This is a genomic window from Vibrio sp. 10N.222.55.A1 (genome assembly GCF_041473835.1).
In the GTDB taxonomy this organism is placed as follows: Bacteria; Pseudomonadota; Gammaproteobacteria; order Enterobacterales; family Vibrionaceae; genus Vibrio; species Vibrio crassostreae_C.
Genome location: NZ_JBFRSX010000087.1, coordinates 1 through 12,434 on the forward strand (window position 1 = coordinate 1; position 12,434 = coordinate 12,434).

The 12,434-nt window shown below is 41.9% G+C and carries 10 protein-coding genes and 2 pseudogenes; 8 read left to right on the top strand and 4 right to left on the bottom strand.

Going from position 1 to position 12,434, the window contains the following annotated elements; translation table 11 throughout:
- A pseudogene (locus AB4493_RS20705) lies at window positions 1–130 on the bottom strand (IS5/IS1182 family transposase); the annotation flags it as partial.
- Between the two features lie 241 nt (window positions 131–371).
- Between AB4493_RS20705 and AB4493_RS20710 the strand changes: the two are divergent.
- From AB4493_RS20710 to AB4493_RS20725, 4 genes are all read left to right on the top strand, one after another.
- On the top strand, window positions 372–848 hold the full coding sequence (locus tag AB4493_RS20710) for a hypothetical protein (protein ID WP_029235263.1): 477 nt from the start codon (window positions 372–374) through the stop codon (window positions 846–848).
- A gap of 284 nt (window positions 849–1,132) precedes the next feature.
- Window positions 1,133–1,402, top strand: a complete 270-nt coding sequence (locus AB4493_RS20715) for a PTS sugar transporter subunit IIB (protein WP_017064872.1) — start codon at window positions 1,133–1,135, stop codon at window positions 1,400–1,402.
- Window positions 1,403–1,412: 10 nt separating this feature from the next.
- The gene (locus AB4493_RS20720) at window positions 1,413–2,669 is read left to right on the top strand and encodes a PTS ascorbate transporter subunit IIC (RefSeq protein WP_017069229.1); all 1,257 of its coding nucleotides are present in this window, start codon (window positions 1,413–1,415) and stop codon (window positions 2,667–2,669) included.
- Window positions 2,666–3,115, top strand: a complete 450-nt coding sequence (locus tag AB4493_RS20725; protein ID WP_017069228.1) for a PTS sugar transporter subunit IIA — start codon at window positions 2,666–2,668, stop codon at window positions 3,113–3,115. Before AB4493_RS20720 ends, AB4493_RS20725 begins: the two co-directional genes overlap by 4 nt.
- 134 nt (window positions 3,116–3,249) lie before the next feature.
- Here AB4493_RS20725 and AB4493_RS20730 read toward each other — a convergent pair whose 3' ends face one another.
- Window positions 3,250–4,515, bottom strand: a complete 1,266-nt coding sequence (locus AB4493_RS20730; protein ID WP_029235617.1) for an HD-GYP domain-containing protein — start codon at window positions 4,513–4,515, stop codon at window positions 3,250–3,252.
- A 226-nt stretch (window positions 4,516–4,741) separates the two neighbouring features.
- Between AB4493_RS20730 and AB4493_RS20735 the strand changes: the two genes are divergently transcribed.
- On the top strand, window positions 4,742–5,278 hold the full coding sequence (locus tag AB4493_RS20735) for a GNAT family N-acetyltransferase (protein WP_017064876.1): 537 nt from the start codon (window positions 4,742–4,744) through the stop codon (window positions 5,276–5,278).
- A 130-nt stretch (window positions 5,279–5,408) separates the two neighbouring features.
- Here the strand turns inward: AB4493_RS20735 and AB4493_RS20740 are convergent, their stop codons facing one another.
- Complete coding sequence (locus AB4493_RS20740) at window positions 5,409–6,758, bottom strand: sensor histidine kinase (protein ID WP_372155744.1); 1,350 nt, start codon at window positions 6,756–6,758, stop codon at window positions 5,409–5,411.
- On the bottom strand, window positions 6,751–7,440 hold the full coding sequence (locus tag AB4493_RS20745) for a response regulator transcription factor (protein WP_017060591.1): 690 nt from the start codon (window positions 7,438–7,440) through the stop codon (window positions 6,751–6,753). Before AB4493_RS20745 ends, AB4493_RS20740 begins: the two co-directional genes overlap by 8 nt.
- A gap of 182 nt (window positions 7,441–7,622) precedes the next feature.
- Between AB4493_RS20745 and AB4493_RS20750 the strand changes: the two are divergent.
- From AB4493_RS20750 to AB4493_RS20760, 3 genes and pseudogenes are all read left to right on the top strand, one after another.
- Window positions 7,623–9,011 (top strand): annotated as a pseudogene (locus AB4493_RS20750) (putative bifunctional diguanylate cyclase/phosphodiesterase); the annotation flags it as partial.
- Between the two features lie 250 nt (window positions 9,012–9,261).
- Entirely contained in the window at window positions 9,262–9,741 is a 480-nt protein-coding gene (locus AB4493_RS20755) for a type II secretion system protein (protein WP_372155746.1), read from the top strand.
- 835 nt (window positions 9,742–10,576) lie between these two features.
- Window positions 10,577–12,322 (top strand): EAL domain-containing protein, encoded by a 1,746-nt coding sequence (locus AB4493_RS20760; RefSeq protein WP_372155748.1) that lies wholly within the window; start codon window positions 10,577–10,579, stop codon window positions 12,320–12,322.
- Window positions 12,323–12,434 lie beyond the last annotated feature (112 nt).

Consider the following 12,434-nt stretch of genomic DNA (forward strand, 5'->3'; position numbering starts at 1 on the left):
GTTTACCTTGCTTGAGTTGATTCCACTGTTGAATCGTTTCCTCATCAATCCAGAATGTCAGTGAGCCACGATTGATTAGGGCTTGGTTATATTGTTTCCAGTTAGTTGTTCTGTAGCGAGGCTTTGGCATTGCTCTAAGTATGTGAGTGAACTTAGATGATCTGATCGTAGCTTTAAGCATTAGTTCCCTGATTTAGGAAACAAAGCCACTTTTCTGTGCTCTGCCTCATTTCCCGAGACTTCAAGATTCATCTTAAGTTTAGATGCGTATATACTTTGTATGACCTCACCAAATAATTATCTATAAAATACCAATAGAGCTGATTAGATATAACAGCCATCGAGACTAAGAGAGGAAACACGTGAAGAAAATGGAAGCTCCGCACGACATGAACAATGGAGCTAGATTCAAAACAAATAGACACGGCTATGTGACAGTAGTTGAATATTATAATACCTATACTGTTATTGTCGCGTTTGAAAATACTGGAAATATCCGCGCTATCAGTGCGGCGAAATTACGTACAGGTCAACTCACCGATCGTTCTGTCGCGCCTGAATCAATTATGATTGGTGAAAAGGTTGAATCGGTTAAACACGGGATACTAACCATTACTCAAGTTGAATCTGAAAATATTGTGGTACTGACCAATGCCAATAACGAAGAAATTAGAATGTTATTACCTGCCGTACAGAAAATGAAAGATAAAACAGAAGAAGTCGACAGTGAAAATATTGCCTCCCCAAAACCAACCTCTCTTAGCGAACTGACTAAAAGAAATAAAAAGACCAAAGACGTTAATAGCATGCTTAAGAAAATGCTTACTGACTACGGTCGATACGATTAACTCTCTGTTTTCAACAATAAAGCCTCTATAGATTTATATTCTAATATAAAAACTAGTTAAGCCTGCCTTTCTCAATAAAATACGTTGCATATTCGAGTGAAAAGTTAAATTTGATCAAAGTCTCACTCTGGATCTTTACTACAAATTAACGAGATCTCCATCATAATCTCATTTTAGTTTTGTGATGGGGATCTTATTGAAATCTGAATACTTCCATTACTATGCTCTCACACAATAAGAGAACGAAGTTTCTCAACCCCTAAAATCCAATTGAGACAAATATTATGAAAAAGATTCTTGTAGTTTGCGGTAACGGCCTTGGTACTTCTCTAATGATGGAAATGGCAGTAAAAGAAGTCGCTAAAAAAATCGGTTTCGAAGCAGAAGTTGATCACGAAGATCTATCATCTGCAGCATCAAGCAATGCGGATATTTGGGTTGCAGCAACAGACGTTGCAAACCAACTAAAAGACGCTGGTAAAGAGAATATCATCAGCCTTAAAAATATTTTTGACAAAGCATCTATTGAAGAACAACTAAAAACTTTCATGTAAGGTCAAAATTATGCAAAACTTTTTCGAGTTCATGCTCGGCTTATTAAAAGAGCCGGCGATCATGGTAGGTTTAATTGCTTTTATTGGCCTGGTTGCACAAAAAGCAGATGTTTCTACCATTCTAAAAGGCACAATTAAAACCGTAATGGGTTTCCTAATTTTAGGTTTTGGTGCTGGCGCTCTTGTTGGCGCACTAAATAACTTCTCAGTTGTATTTACTGAAGCATTCGGCGTAAGTGGTGTTATTCCAAATAACGAAGCAATTGTTGCATTAGCGCAAGAAGCATTCGGTTATGAAATGGCTCTAATTATGTTCTTCGCATTCGTTGTGAATATTTTATTGGCTCGTTTAACACCTTTAAAATATATTTTCTTAACGGGTCACCACACAATGTTCATGTCTATGCTGGTAGCGGTAATCCTGTCTACAGCTAACATCGAAGGCACTGCTCTCGTTGCAATCGGCTCGATCATTGTGGGTTCACTGATGGTTATCATGCCTGCACTTGCTCAAAAATACACAGAGAAAGTGATGGGTACTGATCAGTTGGCGATGGGTCACTTCTCAACGTTCTCATACTTAGTATCGGGTTACATTGGTAGCAAGTTTGGTGACACTTCAAAATCAACAGAAGACATCAACGTACCTAAGAGCCTAATGTTCCTGCGTGATACGCCAGTTGCTGTAGCAACAACAATGGCTATCTTCTTTATGTTTGCCTCAATTGTTGCTGGCGGTGACTTTGTTGAAACAGTATCAGGCGGTCAAAACTGGGTAGTATTCACCTTCATGCAATCTCTTGTGTTTGCCGGTGGTGTTTACATCGTACTGCAAGGTGTGAAGATGCTGATTGCTGAAATTGTTCCTGCATTCAAAGGGATCTCTGACAAGCTAGTACCGGGCGCAAAACCTGCTCTAGACTGCCCTATGGTATTCCCTGTAGCACCAAACGCGGTACTTATCGGTTTCCTTTGTTCTTTCGCTGCTGGCCTACTAGCAATGGCAGTTCAAGGTGCGCTTGGCTGGACAATCATTGTAGCTGGCGTCGTTCCACACTTCTTCGTAGGTGGTGCAGCAGGCGTTTACGGTAATGCGACAGGCGGTCTACGCGGTGCAATTCTAGGTTCGTTCTCGCAAGGTCTGTGTATCTCTTTCCTACCAATGCTACTGCTTCCAGTACTGGGTGGCCTTGGTCTTGAAGCGACAACGTTTGCTGACTTCGACTTCGGTGTTGTTGGTCTTATCCTAGGGTGGATTGTTTCATGAGCTTATTCGATTTAATTGGTAACCAAGGCGTTATCATCAACTCTGAAGAAAACCTAACGGTTGATGCAGCGATTGATGTGACCTGTTCAACACTGCTAGCAAGCAACAAAATCGAAGCAAGCTATGTTGAAGCTATCAAGCAAAAGCACAAGGACATCGGCGCGTACTATGTTCTGGCACCAAAAATTGCGATGCCTCATGCTCGCCCTGAAGATGGTGTGAACGAAGCATCACTGCAAGTAACGGTATTCAAAAAGGGTGTTGATTTAGAGTCAGAAGACAACGGTGACGTTTACCTTTCGATTACTCTGGCGGCGATGGACTCAGATAGCCACATCCATACGATTATGGCGCTATCAGAGTTGTTCCAAAATGATAATGACATTGATGCCATCATCGCAGCGGAAACTGAGCAAGCGATCATCGAGATCTTAAAGCGATACTAATCTCGATCTAAAAATCCTGATAAGCCCCCATTAAAAAAAGCGATAGCCTCGGCTATCGCTTTTCTGTTTCTGGTGTTTAGTCATTTCGACCGAGTATGAGTTTAGGCGTCACACCTCGAAAGCATTCAGTGGCGTTAAAACGCGTACATTCGTTTGTCTGTCGATAATTCAAAGCAATATTGCGCGTGTTTATTAAGGCACTCAAACACTTCTCGATCCAACTTAAAGTTATCAACGTGGTCCCTCAAAATAGCGAGAGTCTCTTCTAACGTCATGCCTCCACGATAAGGTCGAGACTGAGTTAGCGCTTGAAACACATCCACCACAGCAACAATTCGACTGGGTTGATCCAACTCTTCCGCCGTTTTTCCCATTGGGTAACCCGAACCATCTAACCTTTCATGGTGATTAGATGCCCACTGACAAACCTGAGGTGAACTGAACAACTCCTGCAATGCGAATCGAGTGTCCGTTGCATGGCGTTTAATACAGCAATACTCTTCTTCAGTGAGTAAATCCGGCTTATGCAGAATGTCATTAGGGGTTTGCAGTTTACCGATATCATGGACTAACCCAGCCAGATAGAGTTTGCGCTGAGTGGTGTAGGAATAACCCAGCTGTTTGGCGAGGTATTCTGAAAGCTGCCCAACCTTTAAAGAGTGCTTAAAGGTAAACGAACTTTTGGTATCAACAACATTGGCGATAAACTCGGCAAAGGCCACCGTCTCATCCAGCGACATTTGCTGGGAGAAAAATGGCACAGGTTCAAAGTTATCCCTCATGTTCTCGATGTATGGAATCTCCATAGAAAACCAGAAGTCATCCAAATCAACCAACTCGCACATGTGTTGCACAAGGTTGGTTTCGAACATCTCATCCGCTTGTTCAGTCAAACGTTCAATGATGCTCGCTTTGCCATCTGGTGTTAGGTTTCCATAACGATCAGAAGAGGTTATGCCGTATAGATAATCGACTCTATCGGCAAGCATCACGATGGCAGCTAGTTCTCTTTCTAACTCGCTGATATGAATAGCCCTTAGCTCAGACCACGGAGTATGGTGATAAAGAACCGGCTTAGCAAATATAGAAAGAACTGGGCACTCTTTTAAGATTTGGTAGCCCTTTTGACAATGGTGATAGCTTGAGTCAGGTACAAACCCAGACGTTAAACTGAGCTGTTCATCAATTTGCGAGACACCACAGTCGTGAATCAAGCCTAACGAAAACGCGAGCTGCGCTTGCTCTTCTTCCCACCCCACACTCAGAGCACATCGATACGCGATATAGCCCACTCTCTGTCCATGATTTTTACTTTCGAAACCGACGTTATCAAGCGCCTTAGCAATACCGAATAGAGCCTTCCTTAAGTCCACGGTCACGTCCTGGCAATGTTGATTCATTATTTAAGCCTAGCATTTTTATATTTTTTATATATTTAGGCCGCTAATACTAATACATAGCTAATGATTATATACACAACTATTGTAAGGTTTAATGAGTTTCGTGATAGAACCAACGTATCACGAAAAATCCGTGCTACAAATAGTTGCATATTAAAAATCATGCGACATTATAGCCTGCCGACTAAGATTCGCTTAAATAAGCAGCCATAAGAAAAGGAAAGACATGTTTAAAACGGTTATCGACAACGAACTCTCCATCGCATTGGTTGAAGAGAGCTTCGCTTCTCACTACGCGGAAATCTCACAAAGCCAGAATGAGTACCTAAGTCAATGGCTCGTGTGGCCGCCACATTGTAAAACCGAGCAAGACTTTAGGATCTTCATCCAACGCTCGCTACACGATTATGCGGAAGGGAAAAGCATGACCTGTGCGATCGTGTATCAAGACAAGGTCGTCGGTAACTGCAGTTTCAATACTATTGATCATGATAAGCAAAAGGTGACGATAGGTTATTGGTTATCTGAGACATACCAAGGAAAGGGGATTGTGACGCGCGTTGTCCAGAAGCTGATTGATATTGCTTTCAATGAGTTAGATATGGAAAAGGTAGAGATATCAGCCGCAACCGGTAACCAAAGCAGCCGTAAGGTTTGTGAGCGCTTACATTTCACGTTAGAAGGTATCATCACGCGTAACGAAAACTTGAATGGTCGCATCATTGACCACGCTATTTATGGCCTTCATCGCTCTAAGCTCTAAGCTCTAAGCTCTAAGCTCTAAGCAGTAGTACTAAGAAGTCACTAGCTTGTAAATCGGAATATGAAAAAGCCACGGTATTAGTCCGTGGCTTTGTTATTTGACGAGCCTGAAGAGTTCTTAAAGCTACAGTTTATGCGATCCTAGGAATCACGATACTGAACTTGGCACCACCATGGTTGCTGTCGTCGATTTTGATATCCCAAGAAAGTTTTTTAGCCGCCGATAGAGCAATCGCGAGGCCCACCCCCAATCCACCGTTGGTCGACGTTCTGCTTGAGTCTAGTCGAGAGAACGGAAGGAATACCTCATCACGCCTATTCTCTGGTATTCCAGAACCATTGTCTTCAATCACCACCAGCCAGTTTTCTGAGTTCTCATCCAGCGTCATCCACACTTTGTCTTGTGTGTAATTACCCGCATTCTTGAGAACGTTATCGAACACCAAGCGTGCCATTGAGCAATCACACTTAATCTTGCACTCTAGCTGTACCTTAGATTCAAAGGTGGCATTGTCTAGTTTCGAGTAACGAATTCGGTCTAGGCAATACTCACGAAGATCGGAGGTCACTTTAACGAGCTCAAAGAAAGAGTTATCCATGACATTCAACTTCGACAGCATGATGATTTCTGACGTGAGCTCGTTGATATCCTCAATGTAGGTATCAATGTCATCGAAAAGAACCTGATGATTATCGGGGGCTCCCCTTCTTAGGATATCGGTCGCCAGTTGAATACGACTTAGCGGAGTTCGTACTTCGTGTGGGATAGCTTGAGCGAAAATATGACTTTGTTTTACTTTGCTTTCGATCTCTTCAGCCATGAAGTTAAAACTGCTGGCCAAATCAGAAACAGGATGGATGTCGTCCATGTCAGATCGAGTACTAAGCTTGCCCTTACCAAACTGTTTCTGCTTCTCGACGAGCAACTCTATTCTTTCTTGAAAACGCCTCACAGGTAAGTAAACACTTGCTCCAATCGCCACAATCACAGCCAACAACAGCCCTAACAAAAAGTGTCGTTCTGAGTCTTCGTACCATTCAATGTCAGGAGAGAAAAAGTCCCCTACCTCACTGAACCCAAAACTGAATTTAGAGTTTGGTAGCTGAAACACGGTCGAATAGAGGTTGTCATCACTTAGATATATCGGCACACCGTTTAAGGTTGTGTATAACTCACATTGTTGGCAAGGCGCCTCGCCCGACCAATTCTCCAACAGGCGTAAATTGAAGATATAAAATTGTTGGTAGCCTGTTCTATCGAGCTCTTTATAGAGTGAGTTTTCTTGATTGTGTTGACGAACATACTGCTCCGCAAAGTAGATGCCATCATTGAGGAAGGTTTCGATCTCGGTGCGTCGCATGTACCCCTCACCAAGGTTCAAGAACAAAAATATCGTTGCCGACATCCCAGTCACAATCCCAAGGTATAAGCGAGCAAACATCGAAACCGAGCGAAGCTTCGTAGCAATGAACTTACGCAACCAGCATGTACCCCTTGTTGCGAACCGTACGAATCAACTGTTTGTCTTTTGCGTGAATGCGCAGCTTTCGGCGTAACCCAGACACGCGCATATCAATCGAGCGGTCGTTGAACGCGTAATCTATCCCTCTAAATAACTGACAGCACTGGTCTCGAGTCACGACCTGACAGATGTTATTAACGAGAAGGTTTAAGATTTCAAATTCAGCAGAAGTAAGCTTGAGGTTTTGGCCGTAGAGCGTGGCACTTTGAGCAGAGCTGTTGATTACAATATCGCACTGTTTTTCAGCCGTAGTTTCTTGCGCAGTTTTTACGGGAGTCGCTCGACGCAATAACGCTTCAATTCGCGCTAACAAGGCATGGCCACGAATCGGTTTGGCAACGTAATCGTCCGCACCAAATTTAAACAAGCTGACCTCGCTCATTTCATCGGCGGAAGCCGTTAGCACTAAAATCATTCCATTGTAAAACTCACGGGCTTGACGGCAAATTTGCGCGCCGCTCATCCCTGGAAGCATCAAGTCCAACAGCACTAAATCAGGTTCAATACTACGGATCGCTTCAAGTGCCAAGTTCCCTTCATGAACAACGCTAACATTGTAACCTTCAGCTTCGAGGTAAAGCGTCGTTAGACGAGCTATCTCTTGGTCATCTTCAACAATGAGCACTTTGGTTTTCGACATTCCTATCACCAGTATTTATTAAAAGCGAAGGCAGTATATATACTGATCATAGATCATCAATATTGGAATCAGAGCCCTACATTTACCGTACGCAAAACATAGTAATCACTTTTGTACATACACGTTTACAGAATAGAGAACCAACAACCGGTGCGCCTTGGTTTATCAAGGTTTCCTCCTTCAGAGCACACCATTTTGATGTGCAAGGAAAGTGGCTCTTTGATAAAAGCGAACTGCTGCTAAACCTAACCTGTACAACAAAGCAAAAAGAGAAGCTGATAAAAGCCAGATACAACGCAGAACACGACTGTTTAACGGAGCTTTATAATCGCCGTGGGATCAGCAACCTTCTAGAAACCAGCATTGCCTATCGCTCACCGTTTGAATTGATGTTTGTCGACCTTGATGGCTTCAAATTAGTTAATGACACTTATGGGCACACTGTCGGAGACCAACGACTCAAACAGGTTGGTGAACGCCTTAAACAGTTGGTTGATGAGAAATGCATGATAGGGCGATTTGGTGGCGACGAATTCATTGTGATTGCCCACACCTGCCGAAATCAAAATATCCCACTACTTTGCTCTCGCATCATTGATGCCTTAAACCGAAGTTTCCATATCAGAGGCATCGGCAGTTTATCTGTCGGTTGCAGCATAGGTACCGCGCATTTCCCTGATAACGCGGTTGACCAAGAAACATTGCTAAAGCAAGCGGGTATGGCGATGCATCTTGCAAAAGCGAATGGTCGAAACCGCTTCCAAACGTTTACCCCAGACTTAGCACAAACCCTGCATCGCAAAGTAGAGATCCGCCATCGACTGGCACGCGCCATAGAAAACGACGATCTCAACCTTCACTATCAACCGATCATGAACACCAACAGCGACAAGGTGAAAGGGTTTGAAGCCTTGCTTCGATGGTCAGACAAAGAGCTAGGTAACATAGGCCCTGATGAGTTTATTAGCTTAGCGGAGGAGACGGGGCAGATTGTACCGCTCGGGAAATGGGTTCTGAACTCTGCACTCAAACAGCTATCGATATGGCAACGTGAGTTTGATAGTGAGCTGATGATGAGTATCAATATTTCGAGTATTCAGATGCACGCGACCTTTGCCGAGCAGCTATTAGCAATGTTGAACTTCTACAATATCCAACCTCAAAGCATCGCCCTTGAGATCACCGAATCTTCCATGATCTTCAAGCATGGTGAAGTCAGGCAAGCGTTAAGCGATATTTCTAAATTGGGCGTAGAGCTTCACCTTGATGACTTTGGCACAGGCTACTCGTCACTGTCGATGTTGCATGACTTACCGATTAGCACCGTGAAACTCGATAAAAGCTTCGTCCACGGTTCACACAAAGGGAGCAAAGCGATTGTCCAAGCCACCCATGCTATCTGTGAAAAATTGGGGCTAAAAGTGGTTGCTGAAGGTGTCGAAACCGAAACGCAAAAAGCGTTCTTAATCGATTGTGGATACCAGTATCTTCAGGGATTTTTATTTAGTAAACCAATTCCCTCAAATGAAGTCGAAAGTCAGTTTTTGAATGGTCGACAATCCTACAATTAAAGACTTATTTATCAATAAATTAAGTCGTTTGAATGCTTCCTAAACAATCGGCTGCTGTGGGTGTGTACGCTTACGTATGCTTACATAGCGTTTAACAGTAAGAGGAAATAATTAAGCTATTGTTTATAAAGAAGATTACTTAGAAATTCACACAATAAAACACCAAACCATTATACCCACTAACTGTAATGACTTTGGTATTTAGATTACCCTCATTCCGTCCCTTTAGCAGAGCAAATAATCGGTAACCATGAACAGACAAAACGGCTTCACTCTTTTAGAACTCATCATCTCTGTATTAATTTTAGCGATCGTTTCGGCGACAGCTATGGTCAAGTTCTTAGACGTTCAAGGAAGTGCTCGGGCGAGTAAAATACATGATGTGGCTGGTAACCTTCGCACGGGTATCGATATGATCTACGCGAAGTCAGCGATTGCTGGCGTTGAGGATGAGTGCAACTATGTTGAAAAGACGGAGATTGAGACCTACTACGTTTGTCATGGTTACCCAATCGCCTATGTTGACTCACTAAGAAGACTGCTCAATATCGACGCAACAGAGCTTCATGTCATCAACAAAGAAGTAGACTCTGACAGCAATGCAGAAAGAGTAGCCGCCATCTCTTTCGACACCGAAAACTACACCTATTCGCCAGAAGGAGACTTTTGTCAAGTGCTTTATCAGCCAGAAAAAGAACCACAGATCGTGGTGCTTGATGGTGCATGTTAAATACTCAACGATTGCACGCTTCCATAGTTAACACAAAGCCACCGCAACAGATCTTTGAATATCATGTGGTTACGCTAACATTTGCTCAAAAATAACACTAATTGATCTAACTTGTTGCTGCTTATACTTTTAGGCAGTGCTCATGGTATAACACCAACCTCATTCATATCTTATTTTCATCACTAGCCGATTAATATTTACATAGACACATATTTGATACATATGTCAATAATAATACCATTAAAATTCTTTAATCAACACATCATGATAAAAATCATCCTTTCCCTATTTTAAATATCCCACCTTAAAGTTTAATTATTTAAATTTCGTAACAGAATAAATTAAAGTCAATCATTCAACAAATATAATTAATTCTATCATTGATTACTTTAATTAAATCACCAAAACAATACGCCACATAAATTATATTAATATCACATAAAATGACATAATTTAATTTTATCATGAAAAATTCTGATAAATCTCACATATCGATAAACCGAATGAATACCATCAGAAGCTACATTAGAAACCTCTAAATCCAGTCGCTAAACCTACCGCGTAGAAGCTGTGAAATGGATAAATACCAAAACAAATGGATAAATCCCCCTTACCCCTTGTAAATCATTGGCTTTCATTTATAAATTCAACTTTTGGGTGAACATCTCCATAACCTTTCATTAAAGCCCAAATTCTGCGATTAGTATCAACATCTTGAGATAAAATGGTGACATTTTGGTTATATTATTTAGATCGAACTCTTGTGTTGAATGAAAATCCCAGCCATCACATATCCATCACACAAATATAATAACTATCGCTTAGGAGTTAAGCTATGCACTGTTCTTTCAATATAAATAACAATAATGAGAGCTTGCAACTAATCTACAATGAAGAAAAAATATACATAAAAAGAGACAGTAATAAGATATCAGAGGAAACTCTTAATAGTAAAGAGAGTTTTGTTTTCAAATACCTTATTGAACACTCGTCAATATCAAACCCTCAATCTGCACGAGATGTTGAAGAATCTTTTAAATTACACTTTGACGAAGAGTTTAGCTTATACGCGTTAAAAAATATTATTGCTTCTATAAGAAAGAAATATCGAAGCTTATGTAAGAAAGCGAAGGTAGATAATAATAGCGAACTTATCTCTAACCTTTATAAGGTAGGTTACTTTATCGATCTCGATAAAAGCTCAACCAACCGTATCGCACCTAAGTACGACATCAACCAGTTCAAGCCCAGCCAGTTCGAGATGTTGAAACTGATGTTCAACACCTATCATCGAGAGCTGATTAAGGCTCTGATAACCGTGTTCACCGTCTCTTCATTTTTCCTCTTCGTAGTCTACTTTTTCCAAATCCTTTATACGACGAAGATTGCAGATGAATACAGCGAAAACACCAAACATATTGCTGAAGAAATCATGCTCTATGGTTGCGATAACCAAGGGGCTGTGCACTCATTAAGGCATTCACTCAACTTAGATTCTGTCATCATGACTACGTCTTATGGTTCATGTTATATCTCCAAAACACGCTCGAAAATGGTAGACCTTGATCAAGTTGATGACTTTTACGATAGTACCGATTTCGCTTATTCACGCTTCGTAGATACCAAGCGTGACATTGACCTTACGGTGCGTATTTCTACACGCTCTATTGAAGCTCGATACAAGAACTCACTATTGCCGCTGTTAGTCGACTCGCTCTCGATCCAGAAGAATGGTTATTACATTCTGAACCTAGGTGAAGAAAGTAAAGCTATCTATCAAACACCACTGCCAACCGTTGCAACCATTGCCTTTTACAGTGACGATATTGTCGTACTGTGGACTGCGCTTTCTCTGATTCTCGCCACACTGCTTTATCGCTCCTATATTCTGGGCTTTATGATCTACCTGTTTCGTTGGAAACACATCTCCTTTGAAGAAGAGCCGATCATCAACACCGAAGACAACTGCGTTCTCTACTACGAGTTGTTATCTCGTGTGCGTAACGTTGGCGTTTTAAGCTTCATCAACACCATGAGACGCACCAATTTACTCACCTTTCATACTATTTTACTCATCGAGACAGTCAGAAAAGCGAAGTTAAACAACAGCCATGAGATCTATGGTGTCAACGTGTGTCCGAGTGCTTTGGTAGGGTCGAACTTCGCAAGGCTCAGAGAGCATTTAGCCGCGATGGAAGCGAATGAGTTTGTCGTAGAGATTACTGAATATTCGAACATTGGCTATGGGTGTGAGGTTATCGATAACATTAAGGATATCAAAAAGCTTGGTATCACTATCGCTCTGGATGACTTTGGTACGGGCAATAACAACATCGAAATCATCAATGTTATCTCTCCGGCCTATCTAAAACTGGATCGTTGCTTTGTTAAGGATATCGAGTCAGGAGAGCATCATCAGGGTGTATTGCTCAATATCTCGGAGATTGGACGCCTATCAAATATCACAATGATTTATGAAGGTGTCGAGACGCGTAGGCAGCAATATATCTTGTGTCAGTTAGGCTACAACTTACATCAAGGTTACCTGTATAGCCGGCCTAATGACTCAAAGGAGCAATAGGCCCAGCCTAATAGAAATCTTGATCAGCAACCATTCCCTATTCAAATAATCATCGCTTATACAGCTGCTTGAGAGCCCACAAGGATGTAGGCTTCAAGTGCCCTCCCCACCA